The organism is Pseudomonas chaetocerotis, from assembly GCF_015712105.2.
GTDB classification, from domain to species: Bacteria; Pseudomonadota; Gammaproteobacteria; order Pseudomonadales; family Pseudomonadaceae; genus Aquipseudomonas; species Aquipseudomonas chaetocerotis.
The window spans coordinates 17593-35148 of record NZ_JACFYX020000006.1; the positions used below are offsets into that span (position 1 = coordinate 17593).

The 17556-nt window shown below is 64.0% G+C and carries 19 protein-coding genes; all 19 read right to left on the reverse strand.

Features of this window, described 5'->3' with window-relative positions; translation table 11 throughout:
- Nucleotides 1-3: 3 nt before the first annotated feature.
- Nucleotides 4-972, reverse strand: coding sequence for a hypothetical protein (locus H3221_RS11800; protein ID WP_196474625.1), 969 nt, complete (start codon nucleotides 970-972; stop codon nucleotides 4-6).
- Complete coding sequence (locus tag H3221_RS11805) at nucleotides 972-1823, reverse strand: hypothetical protein (protein WP_196474626.1); 852 nt, start codon at nucleotides 1821-1823, stop codon at nucleotides 972-974. Before H3221_RS11805 ends, H3221_RS11800 begins: the two co-directional genes overlap by 1 nt.
- Nucleotides 1823-5482 (reverse strand): phage tail length tape measure family protein, encoded by a 3660-nt coding sequence (locus H3221_RS11810; protein WP_196474627.1) that lies wholly within the window; start codon nucleotides 5480-5482, stop codon nucleotides 1823-1825. Before H3221_RS11810 ends, H3221_RS11805 begins: the two co-directional genes overlap by 1 nt.
- A 160-nt stretch (nucleotides 5483-5642) precedes the next feature.
- Nucleotides 5643-5810 carry a hypothetical protein gene (locus H3221_RS11815; RefSeq protein WP_196474628.1) on the reverse strand — a complete coding sequence of 56 codons (168 nt, stop codon included), beginning with the start codon at nucleotides 5808-5810 and terminating at the stop codon, nucleotides 5643-5645.
- A gap of 65 nt (nucleotides 5811-5875) precedes the next feature.
- The gene (locus H3221_RS25615; RefSeq protein ID WP_263482761.1) at nucleotides 5876-6001 is read right to left on the reverse strand and encodes a hypothetical protein; all 126 of its coding nucleotides are present in this window, start codon (nucleotides 5999-6001) and stop codon (nucleotides 5876-5878) included.
- 32 nt (nucleotides 6002-6033) lie between these two features.
- Nucleotides 6034-6540 (reverse strand): DUF6631 family protein, encoded by a 507-nt coding sequence (locus H3221_RS11820; RefSeq protein WP_196474629.1) that lies wholly within the window; start codon nucleotides 6538-6540, stop codon nucleotides 6034-6036.
- A 2-nt stretch (nucleotides 6541-6542) separates the two neighbouring features.
- Nucleotides 6543-7316, reverse strand: a complete 774-nt coding sequence (locus tag H3221_RS11825; protein ID WP_196474630.1) for a phage tail tube protein — start codon at nucleotides 7314-7316, stop codon at nucleotides 6543-6545.
- Nucleotides 7317-7327: 11 nt separating this feature from the next.
- Nucleotides 7328-7537: a DUF7210 family protein gene (locus tag H3221_RS11830; protein WP_196474631.1), complete on the reverse strand. Its 210-nt coding sequence runs from the start codon at nucleotides 7535-7537 to the stop codon at nucleotides 7328-7330.
- Complete coding sequence (locus H3221_RS11835; protein ID WP_196474632.1) at nucleotides 7534-7974, reverse strand: phage tail terminator protein; 441 nt, start codon at nucleotides 7972-7974, stop codon at nucleotides 7534-7536. Before H3221_RS11835 ends, H3221_RS11830 begins: the two co-directional genes overlap by 4 nt.
- Complete coding sequence (locus H3221_RS11840; RefSeq protein WP_196474633.1) at nucleotides 7974-8489, reverse strand: gp436 family protein; 516 nt, start codon at nucleotides 8487-8489, stop codon at nucleotides 7974-7976. The genes H3221_RS11835 and H3221_RS11840 overlap by 1 nt, the downstream gene beginning before the upstream one ends.
- Before the next feature lie 3 nt (nucleotides 8490-8492).
- The gene (locus H3221_RS11845; protein WP_196474634.1) at nucleotides 8493-9326 is read right to left on the reverse strand and encodes an HI1506-related protein; all 834 of its coding nucleotides are present in this window, start codon (nucleotides 9324-9326) and stop codon (nucleotides 8493-8495) included.
- Nucleotides 9327-9338: 12 nt separating this feature from the next.
- Nucleotides 9339-10232 (reverse strand): Mu-like prophage major head subunit gpT family protein, encoded by an 894-nt coding sequence (locus H3221_RS11850; RefSeq protein ID WP_196474635.1) that lies wholly within the window; start codon nucleotides 10230-10232, stop codon nucleotides 9339-9341.
- A gap of 14 nt (nucleotides 10233-10246) precedes the next feature.
- Nucleotides 10247-10654 carry a hypothetical protein gene (locus tag H3221_RS11855; RefSeq protein ID WP_196474636.1) on the reverse strand — a complete coding sequence of 136 codons (408 nt, stop codon included), beginning with the start codon at nucleotides 10652-10654 and terminating at the stop codon, nucleotides 10247-10249.
- Nucleotides 10655-10657: 3 nt separating this feature from the next.
- Nucleotides 10658-11761, reverse strand: a complete 1104-nt coding sequence (locus H3221_RS11860; RefSeq protein ID WP_196474637.1) for a phage protease — start codon at nucleotides 11759-11761, stop codon at nucleotides 10658-10660.
- A 218-nt stretch (nucleotides 11762-11979) separates the two neighbouring features.
- On the reverse strand, nucleotides 11980-12543 hold the full coding sequence (locus H3221_RS11865) for a phage virion morphogenesis protein (RefSeq protein WP_196474638.1): 564 nt from the start codon (nucleotides 12541-12543) through the stop codon (nucleotides 11980-11982).
- A gap of 2 nt (nucleotides 12544-12545) precedes the next feature.
- Entirely contained in the window at nucleotides 12546-13775 is a 1230-nt protein-coding gene (locus H3221_RS11870) for a PBECR2 nuclease fold domain-containing protein (protein ID WP_196474639.1), read from the reverse strand.
- On the reverse strand, nucleotides 13765-15336 hold the full coding sequence (locus H3221_RS11875; protein WP_196474640.1) for a DUF935 domain-containing protein: 1572 nt from the start codon (nucleotides 15334-15336) through the stop codon (nucleotides 13765-13767). Before H3221_RS11875 ends, H3221_RS11870 begins: the two co-directional genes overlap by 11 nt.
- The gene (locus tag H3221_RS11880) at nucleotides 15330-17006 is read right to left on the reverse strand and encodes a hypothetical protein (RefSeq protein ID WP_196474641.1); all 1677 of its coding nucleotides are present in this window, start codon (nucleotides 17004-17006) and stop codon (nucleotides 15330-15332) included. The genes H3221_RS11875 and H3221_RS11880 overlap by 7 nt, the downstream gene beginning before the upstream one ends.
- Nucleotides 17006-17554 carry a phage protein Gp27 family protein gene (locus H3221_RS11885; protein ID WP_196474642.1) on the reverse strand — a complete coding sequence of 183 codons (549 nt, stop codon included), beginning with the start codon at nucleotides 17552-17554 and terminating at the stop codon, nucleotides 17006-17008. Before H3221_RS11885 ends, H3221_RS11880 begins: the two co-directional genes overlap by 1 nt.
- Between the last annotated feature and the right edge of the window lie 2 nt (nucleotides 17555-17556).

Sequence of the window (17556 nt, forward strand, 5' to 3'; positions counted from 1 at the left end):
GACTTAGGGCCCGTCATAGCGGATGGCGATTCCAAACGTGCCCGAGTGCGCAATGCCGTATGTTGCCCCATCGCGCTCTTCACTGTTTTTCTGGGCGAATGGGTAAATCTTCCATTGATCAGGACCGATGCTGATTATTTGCTCAGGTTCATAGTTATCGATGCGCACGTACCGGGCATGCCCCAGATCCGCAACAAGCGAGCATTTATTTGAGGCGCGCCATATATGTGGCTGTATAGGGATCAGAATCGACTCACCATTCCACGGGCTTGGGGAATAGGTGATTAGATTAAAAACTGGGTAAATAGCATTGAATCCTTGGATTCCGCTCCCACCCCCAGTTTGGCCGGACCAGCCTTCGCCATCGATGTTAGCGTGGATACAATCCTGGCGAGCGGTAAAATTTGATGCCCGATCTGAGACCCAAAACAGCCCCGGCGAGCAGCGCGCGCTACTGGAGTTGTTGATACCGGTACCGCCACCTGAATCTGGACGAATACTGAAGCCACCCAAGTCGCCGCTGGACATGTAGCCACGGCGTGCACACGCCGCAAGCCAAAGACCAGTTCCTGGCAAGCCAGGCACACTCGATACACCAAACGCGAGCCAGCTAAAGCGATCAACGCTGTAGCGTATGAACAGATAAACCTCGTCTGGACTATCAAAGACGTGGATGCTGTAGGCCACAGGGAACGAAATATCGACCATCGCTGCCGTCGCTCCTGCACGACCTAAGCGAGGAATCACGCCTGACGCTCCAGTCAACGCACCACCACTCTTTCCCGTACCGCCTTGAATCAGTAGTCCAAGCCCCTCGGATGTGGTGTTCGCAGCGGACGTGTATGGCCTGATATAGGCCGCCCCCTTGCTGAGAATGCCATCAGCCCAAACCCAGCCCTCTGTTGCGCAAGCACTAGCCAACGCGGTGAGTAGGTCCTCAAAACTACTAGCTGAGCCGCTGTAGAAAGCCATCAGTCCATCCTCAATGCGTAGTAGTCGTTGAAGCCATTGCGGCTCACGTCTTGGAAAACAACCCAGTCCGAACCATCTATTACCAGGGTGTTCTCGACTGCATTGTTGAAGCCACTGATATGACGGATGCCCTCCAGCTCACCGTAGACGCCTTGGGTGTCACAAAGCACCACCGAGTTACCGGGATAGTAGGCACCGGTATCACGCTGCTGGGTCTGCACTCCAGAGCCAGTACCGGTTAGATAAATGTTGTTCCACGGCCAGCATTCCGGCTGCCGCCAGACGCCATCGTTGAAGCGCATACGCATGTTTGCACGGGCGCCCTTGTAGGGCATCGAATGCGTGGTATCGCTGAAACGCGTCGCAGGTGTTCCGATGAGCATGCCGGCGCCGATCACCGGGTACGGGTACTGGCTCGGCCTTGCATATGGCAAGAACTTGCCGACGTAGCAGCTCTCGTACACTGGCGTGCCCACTTTCATCGCCATCGCAATGCGCTGGGGGGTGAGAGTTAGCCAGTAGTCGATTCGATTGTTGTGTGCGGGCACGCCGGAAAGCATGGCGCCGGGCTGAGTATCGAAGCTATTGCCCGGCACGTATCCAGTGAAGGCGGCCGCAACTAGGTTGTAGTAGTCAGCGCTGGCGTCCTGGTACGTGCGAAAGCCGACGAAGATCTCCTCTTCGCCGGTGTAGCCCACGCCTTTGAGGATCAACTCGCGGTTGGCCGGGGCGGTGTCGTATCGCAGAACCGTCCAGCCGTTCGCCGAGGCGAAGTCGCGGATGGTCTCCAGCATCTTGTAGTGGGCGAGCACGCCGCCCGAGTTGTCGACGAAGCCGATTTGATGAGGCATCAGGGGTTCAGTCCTAGGATTTGGCGGTACTTGCCTGGCTCGCGGGAGATGGCCACCGCGATCGCCTCATTGCCGATCGGGCCGGACATCACGTCGCCGATCCGGTTCGGGTCGTCGACCAGGTAGAAGTTCTGCTTGTTGTTGAGGGTCGCGCCTGCAGCCTTCGCCGGCTCGGCCAAGCGGGTGTTTGCCAGCCCAGGGGATGGCAAAGCCGGTGCCGGCACGTTGGCCAGGCCGCCAGTTGAGTGACGCGCTGCGCCATGCCACACCAGGTCATCGATTGCCGCCCAGCCACGGGCATTGATGTCGCTGAGCAGATCGAGCATGCCCGGTTGCTGCACTACGGCGCCCCGAGTAATGAACTCGGTGTCGCTCACCCATATGGGGATGCTGTCGCTGGTTGGTGTTCCCGGCCCGCGTACCTGGCCGCCAGGCCAGCCACCCTCGGCGAAGCCAAACGCGCCGGTATAGGTGCTGGCTCCTGCCGCACTACCAGCACCGCCACCGAAGTACGCACTGCCCGCCGAAGCAAGGAGCCCCAACCAGCCGGAACCACCCGACGAGCCTGAGCCGGTGGCACCGCTGACGCCATTGGCGGCGGCAAGGCTGGCAGCAGCGGTCTGAATAGCAGCAGCACCAGTCATCAGCGTGGCGCCTGCAGCGCTGAGCGCGCCGGCCGAAGTCGTTACAGCTGCCGCCCCGGTGGTGAGGCCAGCTCCATCCTGACCACCACCGCCAAACAGCCCCATCACGCCACCGGTGATGGACTGCGCCAGGTTCTCGGCCGCCATGCGGGTAAGCGCATCGAGCACGCTCTGGCCGAGTGCGCTGACGGCCTCGCGCAGGGTCATGGTGCCGCGTGCCAGGCCTGTGAGGGCTTCGGTCAGGCCAGTGGTCAGGCCATCGCGCAGCGTCTCCTGCAGGAGCGTGGTGGTGGCCATCAGGCGCTGGGCTTGAGCGTCGAGTGCGTACAGGGCCTGGGAGGCCGCCTCGCCGACTGCACCAGGTTGCGCGGCGAGTTCGGCCAGCACCGGGCGGATCTGCTCCAGCTGGGCGTAGGTCTGGCGGTGAATTTCCAGGATGCGCTCGCGCGCCTGCAGCTCGGTTATCAGGCCGGCATCCTGCTGCACGTTGACCGACTGCTCCTGACGCTGCTGCTCGGCCAGGATGCGGTCCATCTCGCGCTGCACGTCATCGACGCGCACCTTGGCCTCGGCTACAGGGATCAGCTTGTCGAGCCAGGCTAGGCCGGCTTCGTTGCCGGCCTTCTCGAACTCGGTACGCATGCCGGCGAACTTGGCGCGGATCTCCAGCAGCGCAGCATCGGTCTCTCGCCCTGCAGCACGCAGGAACTCGGCCTCAAGGCCGACATTGGTGCGGGCGTTGGCGTCGGCTTGGCGCTGTGCCTCGGCGGCATCGATCAGAGCCAGGGCGGCATCGGCCCGCGCACGCATGGCGCCGGCCAGGCCTTTCTCGGCAAGCTCGTACTGGCGCACTTCGGCAGCGGTCAGGCCGATCTTGGCGGCCTGATCCTCCAGGCCCTGGACGTAACTGAGTTGCTGGCGAACGCTCTGCTCGGTTGCACGCAGCGCGGCCTGGGCGGCGCGTTCTTGCTCGCGCAGGGCGGCAGTGGCCTTGCGCTGCTCTTCGGTGGCCGCACGCTTGGCATCGGCTTCGGCCTGGTTGGCCTCGCGCTGCTTATCGGTGGCTTCAGCCGCCTCCAGCATGCGCTTGCCCAGTTCGCTGGTGGCCTCGATGTTCTGTTCCTGCATCACCCGCTGTGCGCGCTCTACGCTGGTCAGGTTCTGCAGGCTCTGTAGCTGGGCCTCGGCACTCTTGACGAATGCATCACCGGCCTTGGTGCGCTCCTTCGATGCTTCGATGGCTTCACGCTCAGCAGCGGCAGCCTCTCCCTTCTGCTTGGCCTGTTCGGCTTCAAGCGCTATTTGCCGGCGAATACCTTCTTCTTCTGCGGCCAGCCTGGCTTCGAGAGCAGGATCGATGCCAGCAGCCACTCGATCACCGCGCACACCAAACTGAGCGGCCTGACGCTGACGCTGAATAGCCGCTAGCTGGTCATCCAGAGTCTCTTCTCGCCCAATACCGAGCATGGCATCCCACGCAACAGCGGCGACGTTTGTAATCCCCTTCCAGGCGGACTCAATCAAACCCAGCTTTTCAGCAATCTCCTCTGATCGGCTTTGCATCGCCTCGGCCAGAGCTTCCATCGCCAACTGTGTGGCGCCGGCCTGATCGCCCTGGGCTTCCAGTGCGGCGATCTGCTCGTAGACCGCAAGGGTCAGGTAGTTGTACTGGACGTTGAGCTTGGCGGATGCCTCGGCTGGCTCCTCGGCCAGCTTCTTGAACTCGTCCACCGTGGCGCTGACAGCGCGGCCGATGCTGTTCTCCATCACCACAGCAGTCGTCGCGATGAGCTGGATCTGATCGGCAGTGAACTTGCCTGCAGCGGTTACTTCAGCCAGCGCGGCTGCAGCTTGGCGCTGGGTACCGGATACCGCATCAATCTGGCGGGCCATTGCCGCCAACTGGTCAGCCGAGACGCCCGCTGAGTTTCCCGTCAGGGCAATGGCCTTTTCATACTCGTAAGTCTCGGCCGCGCCCTGAACGGCCGCGATCACCGTCGCACCAATCGCAGCAGTGACGGCAGCAATAGCGAGCGTCAATGGGTTCAACCCCAGCCCCATGCTTGCCAGCGAGCTGCCTGCTGTGTGCGCCGCATCATTTAAGTTGTTAGCCGCCTCCGCTGTATCGCTCAGCGATTGCTGCGCCTCATCTGCGGCGCCCGATAGGCCGCTATCACCTCCAATTAGCTCAATGGCCTCGCCCATGCCAAATAACGACTGAAAACGCCTAGTCAGCAGGTCTATTGCATTCCCAACGCCACCGAAGCTATCCGCTATCTGCCCACCCTGCTGTATAGCCACCAGCCAGATGGGCATGCCGCTGGCCAGGCTGGTGGTGATGTCGGTGATCTGCATCGGCAGCTGACGCATGGCCTGCTGGTACTGCCCGGCGGTGATGCCGGCGACGCGCATCGCGTCCGTGGTACCGCCCAGGCGCTGACGCTGCTCCTGCAGCTTGGTATTGAAGTCGTCGAAGGTGTCGAGGTCGATCTGGCCGGAGGCGCGCGCGCGGCGCAGTTGCTGCTCCATGTTGTCCAGCTCGTCGAGCTTGCGGATAACCGGATCGATCTTGCCGAGCAGCTGCTGCAGCTCCTGGGCCTCTTTCTCGGTAGCCGCTGCGGCCTGAGCGGCGGCCTCGGCAGCACGCAGATCGGCCTGGGCCTTCTCCTGGGCGGCGCGCTCGGCAGCGTGGTAGGCACGCATCGACTCGTTCTGAGCCGCTGCGTTTTCCTGCCAGTTGGCGCCCGCCAGGCGCGTGGCATTGGCGCTTTCCATCATGCTCGCCGCAGCAGCGTCGGCGGCGACCTTTTGCTGTACCGCCGCCTCGGCAATACCACGCAGGCGAGCCGCCGCCTGGTCTGCGGTCTCGCCCAGGTGATTGAGTTCAGCGCTTGATGTTGCTGCGCCGGCACCGACGCCCTCAACGGTCTGAGCAAGCCCCTGCAGCTCGCGCTGGCCTTGTTCAAGCTCAGTGCGAAGCCGTAGGGCAAACTCGATATCACCGCGATTGTTCATCGGTCAGCATCCAGATGGGTGGGATGCCGACATGCTCGCGCGCGCGGGGCAGGATGTAATTTTGACGAGGCAAAAGCATGCACAGCCAGGCGCATCTAACGATATAGATGCACCTTGCTGTGTCGATGGCGGCTAGTTACCCGCCGCCAGGGTTCGGGTGTTACAGCTCGGGAGAGTCGCCTTTCAACTGCTCGATCGCCTCACGGCATTCCTGCGAGGTGGTGCGCTGCAGCTCGGCCTGGGCGGTATCGCCTTCAGCTTCGCTGTAGGGCTGGTTATGTTCGGCAATCTCTGCAGTACGTTGCAGCTCGGCAATGGCCTGTTTCATGGTGCCTCCTACAAGGCGGTTGGAATACGGCGGGCGGGGTCAGATCCCATGGTTTTCTCCTGGCTTCACTTCTGGAGCAGTCTGTAGTGCTCCTCGGCATCCTTCACACATGCACCGGCCCTGTTCAGGTCGATGAAGTTTTCGGCTCGCTCAAGGCGCCTGCGCCTTTTCTCAGCCTCGAACAGCAGCATGATCTGCCGCTCGGTGTATCGGCCTATTCGCTCTACGTCGCCGTAGCCGGCGCGGATGAGACAGGCATAGACGTCTGCCCAGCGCGCTGCTTTTCCGCCTCGGCCGCCCGGTAACGCTCGGCCAGAATCCGGCTTAGGGCGCGCCGATAGAAAAAAGGGCCGTTGGCTGTCCACCACTTGAAGAGCAGGGCATCGCCTTCGTCCTGGTTCTTCAGCGTGCGCAGCTCATCGACCTCGATGTCGGCCGAGGTGGCCACCGCCTGCAGGACGTCGCCCAGATGCGCAACGACCAGCTCCATGATCTTTTCCAGGGGCGGCACCGATTCGGCCTTGATCAGCTCGTACAGCCCCTCAAGGAACGGCTTGAGCTGCTGGCGAACCTGCAGGCCCTCGACGAAGCCGTACTCGCGCACGACGACGATGCGGCCGTTCAGCTTCGCCTCCAGGTTTGGGTGAAGTTTCTGCAGGTCATCCGCGCCCTCGGCCGCTGGGGCCTCGGGCGCGATAATGATGCCTTGCTTCTTCTTGCGCTGAGCCATGGTCAGGAAGCCATTTCAACGAAGCGGCCAAACTGACCAAGGTCGCCCGAGGCAGGCTTACTGGAATCCAGGAGCGTGGTGAAGGTAACCGGCGAGCCGGCCAACTGGTTGCCACTGGTGATCAGCGAGAGTTGCTGCAGCAGGCCGGCGCTGGTCTTGTACAGCTCGACCAGGACCGGCGCGCCGTTCTCGGCCAGGTTCTTGCCCTTGAATTTCAGGGCGTAGTTCTTGTCGGTGCCGGCCAGGAACGCGGCCTGCTTGGTTGCGCCATGGCTGTATGCGGCCAGCAGTGGAAAAGTCGGCGCGGGGCTGGTCGGCAGGGTGAGGATCTCGACATCACCAAAAATGTCGTAGTCGTAGTGAGTACCACGCACCAGCGTCGCCGGGGTCGGCGTGAGGCTGTCGGTGATCACCAGGTCGGTCACGTTCATGTAGTCGAGCGTGATCAGTTCACCATCCTCCACTGGGTTGGGCAGTTGCTCACCGGTCACGGTGCCGGCGATCTGCGCGCTCATGCGGGAGCGGGTGAAGCGGCCGACGTTGTCGGTGTCGAGCTGGTGCATGGTGGCGTTCCAGGTCATCCCAGCCTCTTTGCCAAAGTCACGCACCATTGCGTTAACGCCGCTGAACGACTCACGGTGTTGAACGCGGGTTTCGTTGCCCTGACCGGTCAGCTCGGACACATCACCCAACCATACCCAGTCGCCCAGGACACCGCCTGCGCCGATCTCAGCAATCCACAGCTTGCCTTGGCCGAAGTAGTAAGACTCAGACATTGTGCACCTCGTTATTCGGCAGCCGGAGCGGCGGCGTCGGTAGTTTCAGGGGTTGCGATCACACCCACGCGGATCAGAAAGTCGCGCTCGGGGGCGGTCACGTTGATGGTCGCGCCTTTGGGGTGATCCTCGCCGGCATGCTTGTGCGGCTTGGCCAGTTTCACCTTGTGCAGCTCGGGCTTGGCGGCCGGTTTGGCTGCGGTTTCGGTTTGCTTGCTCACGGGTTGCCTCCTAGTACGTGGGTGGTGGTGTAAATGTCGATCCAGAGCACACGGTCGCTGTCGCTATCGAGCACCTGGCCCTTGAGCCAGATGCAATCCTTCCAGCCGGCCGGGGCCCAGCCGATAAGTGCCTCTCGGGACTTTCCGACAAAAGTCATCACTTCATCCTTGGCCGCGTCCGCATGTAGGTCGCGGTAGTTCCTGGCGCAGATCACCACGCCGAACACAGCAGCGGCTGCAGCCTTGCGCCGAGGCTGGCCGCCATCAGCTGCCGGGTTGCTCTCGGCTGCCAGCACCACCCAGCAGTCGCCGGTGCGGAAGTCCTGCAGGCCCTTGAGCGTGTGATACGCGGCGGCGCCGTTGACCTCGCCGAAGTCCGTCACCTGGTCGCGCAGGCGGTTCTCGACGAGCGTGGTATCCAGGGGCGCGAAGTTCATCAGTACGCCCGCCTATCTTTGCGATTGAACACGCTCGGCGCGGACTCGAAGCGCACATCGAGCAGATCCGGGTTGCTGGCGATCGGGTCTTCAGCGCCCAGGTTGAACTTGCCCTCGGCGACCAGGCCCAGGAACTTCAGCGCATCCTTGTAGTTGCGCACGATCGGGTCAGAATCCTCTTTGCCGCCACGGTCCTTGTGCAGCAGGTAGCGGGCGATATCGCGCGCCCAGCCGGTGACCAGCTTCGGTACCGGGCTGAGCGGCAGCGGGTAGCTGCGCTTGGCCAGGTAGCCGTCGATCAGGCTTTCAGCTTCGGTGACGGCGTCCTGGATGCGCTGTAGGGCATCATCCGCAACGGCGACCAGGTCAGCCGCCCAGGCGCTGCGGTCAGCGCCGCGCAGGGTGGCCTCCATCAGATCGGTGGCCACCGCGCGCACGCCTTCCTTGGTGGCCACCTGGGCCAGCTCGCGTGCGCCTGGGCGTTCGGCCAGGTCGTCGAGGGTGATGTAGTTCATGGGTCAGTACACGCGCTCGCCGACACGGCCAGAGAAGATGCCGCGCTCAACCTTGAGGTTGGGCTCGTTCTCCAGCTGCTCGATCTGCTCTTCCGTCAGCGCATCCAGGGCGATGCCGAAACCCTCGCGGGTGAAGCGAAAGCCGCAGCGGCGGAAGCCCTGCTCGGGAATCGCCACCACCCACAGACCTTCGATATCGCCGTCATCGTCCAGGCCATCAACAGCATCAGTGGCACTGCCACCTGCAGGCGATGCCGCTGCCTGCGCCTCCGCACCTGGTTGAGACACCACGGCATCGCCCACAGACGCCTGGGGCGCGGCAGATGCCGTTTGGCTGGTTGCGGCCGCCGTATCAGGCGCGGCCGGGGCGGTATCAGGGTCGCCAGTGGACGGCGCAGGCGTAACCGCTGCTCCGATACCCACCTTGGCCTCGATCTGGATAGCCAGTTGCTCAGGCGGCAAATCAGAAAAACCCTCGATCTCGACGAACTGGCCGAGCAGGCGCAGATCCGCTTCGGTCAACTCGGAGAGCGGAAGCACTTCTGCGCCTCCCGCTTTCAAGGCCTCGACGTATTCACCAGCCCGGACGCCATCAAGAATCAGAAATGTCGGGGCTTCCTGCCCCTTGGTACCAGCCTCCAGACTGGGTGCATCGCTCGCGGGTTGTTCGGTGCTGGCCGGCTCGGTCAGCTGAGCCGGTGCAGCGTTCTCGGTAGATGCCGCCGGCTGGTTGTCCAGCTGTTCGGCGGCCGCAGGGGCAGCCGCTGGGGCTACCTTTGCTGCGCTCTTGGTAGGCGCCTTTGCAGGCGCCTTGGTGGTGGACCCTTTACCAGCCATGGATCACCTCCATCAGGCCAGCCACGGGGTGACGAGCACGTCGACCACGTCGCGGTTGATGTTGGTGGCGCCGGCCGCGTTGCGCTCGGCCTTGACCACTTCCAGGGCAGTAGCACGCATGCTTGGCGGCACTACCAGCAGCTTCGGACGGATACCCAGCGGGCGTGCGTTGTCGCCCTTGAGTTCCTGCATGGCGGCATAGGCCGCGTTGAAGCTGTCGGCATCCAGTGCTTCCTTGGAGGCGTAGGCCAGCTGCCACAGGCCATAACCGACGTTCAGGCGTGCATCCACGCCCCACACGAACTCCTTGCGGTCGAACACGTTGGAGTCGGTCTCGCCGGTCTTGGAAACGAACTGATAGTTCTTGCGCTTCTGCAGGATGATCGGCCGCATCATGCGAGTGACGTCCAGCAGGAACCACGGCGTACCGCTACCACCCTGGAAGTTGCTCACCGACGTTTCCTGGCCGTTGGCGCCGATCACCGGGTGGTCGGTGTCGAAGAAGAACTGGCTGTCGTAGCACTTGCCAGTGAAACCATTCTTCAGATGGGCATACACCAGCTCGGCCGGGTGCTCCTTGGCGTCCTGGCCCAGTTGCGCCATCAGGGTGTTGTAGGTGCCGTACTGATCGTCCTCGATCGCCTCGCGGGGCACGCCCACGGTGTTCTCGAAGGTCTTGTTCTTGATGCTGTAGTCATGCAGCGCCAGGTTCTGGATCACGCGGTCGCCCAGCCACTCACGGAAGCGGGTGGTAGCGCCCAGCCAGCCGTAGGTTTCGATGGCGGTGCCGGACTGCACTTCCATCACGATCTGGTCATAGTCGATCACTGCGCCCTGAAATGCGCCTTGAAACGACGCCTTATAGCCGGTGTGCAGGATGGAGAGGTTTTGCTTGTTGATGATCATCTGAGTCTTGCTCCTTAGATCTCGACCCAGACGCCATCGCTATCCACATCGCGGATAACGCCGGCAACCGAGCGGGTGTTGGTGGCGGAGGTCTTGGCGACCGTCTGGTCGTCGACGATGTAGGCCGTGGCGCCGATATCGGCGCGGGTGATCTCGTCGGCCGAGGCGCTGTTGACGAACGGGAACACGCCACGGCGGGTTTCCACGCGCAGATCACCGGCGGCACCGGCAGAGTTGTCGACGTACTCCTGTGCAACCCCACGGGCTTTCAGGGTGGCGGAGGTGCTGCCCGGTACGGCAAAACCCGAGGCGTTGATGCACACCAGAGCACCAGCGAAAACCTTGGTGCTGGCGGCTACCGGGTCGGAGTACTGCACGCCATCACGGCGCTTGGTGTTGCGGTCTTTGGTCAGCGCGGTCATGGCTTATTGCTCCTCGGCCTTGGCGGCCTTGAACTGTTCGGGTGTCAGGTTCATGCGCGAGCACACAGCCAGCTCTTCCTGAGTCAGCCCGGTTTTCTCGTCCGCCACCGGAGGCTCACCGCCGGTCTGGCTGCGGCTCAGCGCAGCAATCGGCTTCGCCTTGTCCAGGTAGGCAGTCAGCGCAGCGCGGTTGCTCTTGCCGAGGTCGCGTGCCCACTCTTCCATCGGTTTGGCCAGGCGGCCGTCTTCCAGGGCGGCGGTGATCTGGCTGTCGAGATCCTTGTCATCACGCTCACCCAGGCGAGCGGTCAGCGCGGCGATCTCGGCTTGCATGCCCTCGATAGCCGACACCGGTACGAACTTGGCGGGGTCAACAGAGGTAGCGGCCTTGGCCTTGAGGCCGGTGCAGGCTGCCAGCATGGCTTCGCCACCGGCCTTTTCATCCAGGCCCAGCAGCTTGCGCAGGTTGGTGGTGTGGGCGGAGAGCGCGGCGACTGCCTGCTCTTCGGTGGTGTTCTCGGCCAGGCCGAGGGCGGCGATCAGCGCCAGCAGCAATTGGTTCACGGGGTTTTCCTCTGGGGAGTCATCGAAACAGCCGAACGACGCGGCGGCGCGCAGGCTGAGTTCCTGCATGCCGTCGATTGCCGGGGCATTGGTGAGCGCGCCCATCTGCACGTCCAGGACGTCGCCGGTGGTCGGGTGGTAAAGGAACACGGGGGAGAAATACTGGTACTCGCCCTCGGCGATGTACTGCGCGGCGCGGGCAGTCAGTTGCACCTGGGCAAACAGGCCTTCGCCCTCACGCCACTCCAGGGCCTGGTACCAACCTGCAGCTGGAGCGGGCTGGCCGTTCTCTTCCTTGAGCAGGGTCTGGTGTTCGTAGTCGACCACACGCTTGTTCTTGCGAGCGTGGAAGCGCTCGATGACCTTGGTGGCCACTGCCTGGTTGATGTGCCAGGACGGCACCTTGATCTCGCGGCCATCTGCCGGCAGGAAATGGCCAGCCGGGGTCACCTGAACCCAGATGGTGTTGTCGGCAGCCGGCGCCCCCAGTACGAAACTGCAGGCGGCGAGTGCAACGGCGAGAGGGAGGCGTTTTGTCTTCATGCCGGCAGCTTGGCGCGGCAGGCCGGGCAAGTAATTTTGACGGGGCAAAAATCTTTCGGTGGGGTGTTTTGCGGCGGTAGGCGCAAAGGTGAGTCACTGCCACCCCGCCTACCGTGTTTATAAACGCCCAAACAGCCCCGGAAATGGCCAGAGGCAGCCCGACGCGTACAACGGCAGCCCCCAAACGCCTCCAGGGGCCTTCCTGGCGCGTTTTGGCGTTATGCGGAATTTGGCATCAGGTAACGGGTGGCGATGCCGGCAATCCCGTAGCCGTCATCGTCGCTGATACCCAGCCAAGGGCGCGCCGGGATCTGGATGGTGTAGGCACCGATGGTGACCCACTGGGCGAAGTTGCTCTTGCGCTTGCTGACGAACTGGTTGCCCACGTCGCCGGTCTTGCCGTCCTGGCGGAAGTAGGCCTGCTGGCTGCGGGCGGCGACGTCGATGCTGCCGCCGAAGTGCATCATCGCGCCATAGATGCGGTTGGTGCCGAACAGCAGCTCGTTGTTGTTCACCTGGTACCGCAGGGTGTTCTTCAGGAAACCATCGAGCACCAAGATCTTGTCGCGGTTCTTCTTCTTGCGCTTCAGGTAGGCCGGCGACAGCGCCTGCCAGGGCGTACCGTCTGGCGAGGCCTGGCTGGCGAAGCGCTGGTCGTGGGCGATCAGCAGGTACTCGCCGATATCACGCAGCATCGGTGCCGGGTCGGCCAGCGCGGCGGCGGCCTCATTGACAACCGCCAGTGCGGCAACCGCATCGAACTCAAGCGTAACGCCGGCCATGGTCAGTCCTCGCGCCGGTACAGGCGCACGCCCTGGCGCAGCAGCTCGGCCAGGCCTTCGCGGTCTGCCTCGATATCCCAGCTCCAGGCGTTGCCTGCCAGCTCGATGACCACCAGCTGCGTCAGCTGCTGGCCCAGGTTGAAGCGGCCGAGGTAGCGGCGCAGCACCTGCGATTTGCGCAGCGGTTCGGAGTACTCCAGCCGCGTCCAGATCTCGTCTGGCTGTAACAGCGTTTCCGCCAGCAGCGGCAGCAGCTCGCCCTGGCCCTGCACGGCCGGGGCGCCAGTTGGCTCCTGGAACATGCTCGGGCCAACGGCGATGCGCTCGCCCAGGACGTCGGTGAGCAGCTCGGCGGCATCTAGCTGGGCGCCGAAGGCATCGAGCGCGCGGCGGGCGTATTCGGCATCGCTCATGCCTGCAGGCGGCAAGGTCTCGGGGTCGATCGCGCGCGGTACCGGCAGCGCATCCGGCGCCGGGCGATTGGGCAGGCCAGGCGCGGCGGATGGGATCAGTTCCTCACCCAGGCGCGGTACCGGCACCTGGCTCTCCAGCCGCGACTGGCCAGGGATGTGCTCGAAGCCAGGGTCAATGCCCACCGGCACCGTCACCGTGCGCGGGCCTTGCGGGCTGCGCTGGCCGATGGTGCGTTGCTCGAAGACGATCGGCGGCGCCGTGTCCGGCCCGGTCTTGCCCATGCGTACCAGGTCGTCATAGCTCAGCGCCCGCACGCCGCACTGGCAGCCCCAGGCGTTGACCGGGAAGTGGTACTGCCACCACGGGTCATCCCAGCGCAGCACCATGCCGTTCCAGGCTTCGTGCTCCTCGCGCGGGTACTCGACCGCGTCGCTGTGCAGGTACTGCCAGTAAGGGCGCTCCTCGCGCACGGCCAGCAGCTGCTCATAGCGGCCGGCCATGTAGCTGCTGCGCATGTTGGTTTCGTAGATCACCCGCGAGCGCCAGTTGCGGCCGCCGTTGTAGCTCCAGCCGTACTTGGCAACGATACGGTCGAAGTCCTGGCGGAACGCCTCCAGGGTGGTGCCGCCCTCGATGGCGCGCTGTACCGCCTGGTGGAAGTCGGCCACCAGGTCGTTGCGGTTGGCACCGGCCACCACGAACGCATAGTCGTTCTCGCGGCCGTACACGTCCGTCCAGCCGTTGGTGGGCAGGTTCAGCTTGCGGCGCAGGAACTCGTTCTGCTCGCGGAACGGCAGCGACGTGGCGCTAACGGCCATTGGCGGCCTCCTGGACGATGTCCAGGCGCCCCTGCAGCGCAGCAGCGGCCAGCGCCTGCGCCATGGCCTCGGCGTACTGCTCCAGGGTCATGTCCGGCAGCAGCTCGGCCAGGCCGTCGCGGATCTGCTCCAGGCTCTCGGCCTGCTCGACGAGCTGGCGAATGCGCACGATCCACTGGCCGGTGATGGGCTGCAGGTCATCGTCCAGGCGCTGCGCGGCGGTGGTGGCCGGCTTCTGTTGTGCGGTGGCCACCGCAACGCCTGCAGGTTGCTCGGGCCCGGTCGGCGCCGATGGCTCGGCCTGCAGCTGCAGCACGTCCTCTTTCTCGGCCGGCTCGGGGATGCCCACTTTCTCCTGGGCCCACTGGCGGCTGATCCTGAAGCCCATCTTGACCAGCTGCGGCAGCGATTGAGCGTAGGCCTGCAGATCCTCCGGTTCATCGGTGGGGAACACCAGGCGCGGGCAGCGCTTCCAGTTGTCGGCCAGGCCGTTGAGTACGGCGATCGGGAACACCAGGTCACGGCTGATCGTAGCGGCCAGCTGCTTGGCGTCGGAGTCGCGCAGGTCCAGGCGTACCTCGTTGTGCACGTTGCCAAGGGCGTTGGTGTTGGTGCCATCGCCGGTACCGCTGGTGAGCGTGCCGCCCAGGATGGCCTTGCTCTGGGTGCGCTCGCACCAGTCGATCATCAGCTTGAACGCAGCCGGGTCACCTTCTGCGGCGTTGAGGAAGTCCATCTCCATGCCGATCGGAATGATGCCAGCGGCGCTGTGGCCGAGCTGGGCCAGGGCACGCAGCAGGGTCAGTTTCTCCTTCTCGGTGGCGCCGCCTGGGTACTTGCCCACGCGCATCGGGATGCCGTAGATCTCCAGGAACTCGGCCAGGTCACCCACGCTGTAGTTCTTGAACAGGTACGGCCACACCAGCACGCGGAACAGCGCACTGCGCTCCAGGTAGCCGCTCTTGGACTTATGCACGTGGGTGATCCAGCCGAACGGCTGCAGCGCCTCACCACCCATCGAGCCGCGCAGGCGGATCTCCTGGCGGCGCTCGCCACGGGTGAGCTGGAACCAGGTCTGCGGCCGGTGATCGATCGCGCGCGGCAGCCAGTCACCGTCTACGCGGTGCCAGCCGTCGAACTCCAGGCAGGCAAAGCCTTTGCCGATGGCGTCGGTCACGTCGAACAGCATCAGCTCGAAGTCATCCAGCCCGGCCAGCAGCGACTGCAGGGCAGCGGCGGCTTCCTTCTCCTTCGCGGTGGGGTTATCCGGCGGCACGATCTGCCATTCGAGCTGGGCGACTGCGCGACGGCGCTTGTCCATCTCGGCGAACACGTGGCCGTCCTTCTCCTCGATGTCCTCGAACAGCTCGTATTGGGCGATCACGTCGCCTTGCTCGGCCTGATCGAGGATCTGCGCCAGCTTGCTCGGCGTCAGGCCGCGCGAGGGGTGGTTGCCCACTTCGTGGTGCAGGCTGGTGATGTGGGCGGTCTGCGGCTCGCGGATCTCGGCCAGGCGGATCGGCTGGCCATCGGGGCCCAGGATGCGGGATGTGGTCACCATGATGTGGTTTGCTCCGGTAACTGGATGTCGTCGTCTTCGTTGGCCACGTTGTCGAAGCCGCGACTATGGCGAGGCAGCATGGTCGCCTCGATGATGCCGCCCTGCATGAAGCTGGCCCGCACGGCCATAGCCAGGGAGATGGCCGAGTCGCCGTGGCGCTTGGCCTTCGAGCTGGTGCTCTCCAGATCCTTGGTGCGGCCCTTGTCGATGGTCGGGATGCCTTTCTCGACCTTGATTGAAAGCAGGTCATCGAGCGTGGTCTGGTGCCGGGGCAGCTGCAGGTTGAACGCCTCGAACTCGCCCTTGAGCTTGGGCATCCACTCGCCGTACCAGGCCAGCGACAGCGCCACCTGGTCGACCATGGTGCTGCCGTACTTCAGCGCGGCCTGTTCGGCCAGGTACCCACCGTTGCCGGTGGCGTCGAACGCTAGGCCGGTCAGGCGCGGCAGGCGATCGCAGATGTAGAACATGATCTGTTCCTGCGCGCCGTAGGTGAGGTTGCGCAGCTCCACCTGGAACGGCACACGCTTGCGCAGCAGCGGGTCGATCTGCAGCGGGGTGAACACGGTGAGGTCGCCACGGCGGGCAAAGTCTTCACCGAAGGTGTGGCGGTTGCGGTCACTCAGGCGGGCCAGCTCGGGCTGCAGGTTCTCCTCACACCAGGCGCGCACCTCGGCCTCGCGGTGCTCGGGTGTCCACTCCTCGAAGCCCTGCGGGGCTTCATAGCGGTAGATACGGATCGACCGGTCGGCGACCATCGCCGCCTCGATCAGTACGCGGCTCAGGTAGGCGCCGCCGCTCTTCTTCGGTACGCAGCCGTACTCTTCCTCGGCCGACTCGATGTTGGGGGCGTTCTTGTACAGGCCATCGCGCCAGGCCTTCTCGGCCTCGGGGGACCACTCTTGGCCGGTGACGTAGCAGATGCGCTTGTACAGGCCCTCGGCGATCGCATCATCCAGGGTGATGCGGTGGATGCTGTAATCCTTGCGCCCCTCACGGGCGTCCTGGATGTAGGTGTTGAACGGGTTATCGACGCCATTGTGGGTGCTGATCAGGCGCACCTTGTTGCCCCACATTGTCAGCGCCAGGGCGGCTTTCAACAGCTCTTCCAGGGACTCATGGAATGCCGCCTCGTCGATCACCACATCGCCCTGCAGGCCGCGCAGGTTGCTCGGACGGCTGCTCAGCGCCTGGATCTTCCGCCCCGTTTTCGGGAAGCGGATCATGTAGGTAAGGATCTCTTCCTTTTTGCCTTCGTCCCAGAACGTCTGCTCGTAGACGTCCGCCTCGGCCAGCTCGTTGAAGGCCTTGGCGAACAGCGCGCAGGCGGCGATGTACTCCAGCGCCATCTCCTGTTTGCTGCCCACGTAGAAGGTGTTGCAGCCGCCGCGCGAGCGCGGTTTGGCGGCGTTGATCACGTTGCGCCCGGCCTCGGCCCAAGTGAGGCCGGTACGGCGCGACTTCTCCGCAATCATGATCTGCGACTGATCCTCGAACCAGCGCTGCTGGTACGGGAGGAACACCGCCTGGTTGGTCGGTTGGGCCTGGGCGATCTCTTGCGGCACGTCGACGCCGAGCAGCTCCATCTCCTCGGCGAGATTGATCTTGCGCGGCGCGCTGGTGGCGGTGAGTTTCTTGCCCAGGTTGGCGGTGGTGGTTTGCATGGCCATCAGGCTTTCCCCAGCAGAATGCCCAGGATGCGGTTTTCAAGCTGCTCGCTCATACCGTCGCTGCCGCGCATCGCCTCCAGGCGTTCTTGCTGCTCAGCCAGCAGCGCCTCGCGGGCTTCACGCTCGATTGCCTTGCGCTCCTCACGGCTGGCCTTGCTGGCCTGCAGCACGTCCTTCGCGGCGCGGGCGAGCTTGCGCACGTCGTCGATGGTGGTTTCGTCGTCGATCTGCGCGCCCAGGGCCGCGTGCGTGGTCAGGGTCTGGATCGACTGCACCATCAGCGCGCCGGCCTTGTCGTTCGGGTTCTCGCCCAGCTCCTCGACCAGCAGGCTGGCCATGGCCTGCTGCTCGCGCAGCCGCTTGGCCATCTCGTCGAAGCTGACCTTGTAGCGGCCTATCGCCGAGCGGCTGGGCTTGTCCGCGCTGGGGAAGTGCTCATGCAGATCCTCGATCAGCTCATCCAGGGTGAGGCGCCGCTCGCGCAGGCGCTTCTCGATGTGGGTACGAACTGCCGGCTCTAGCCGGTCGATGCTGGACTTGCGCCCCATGG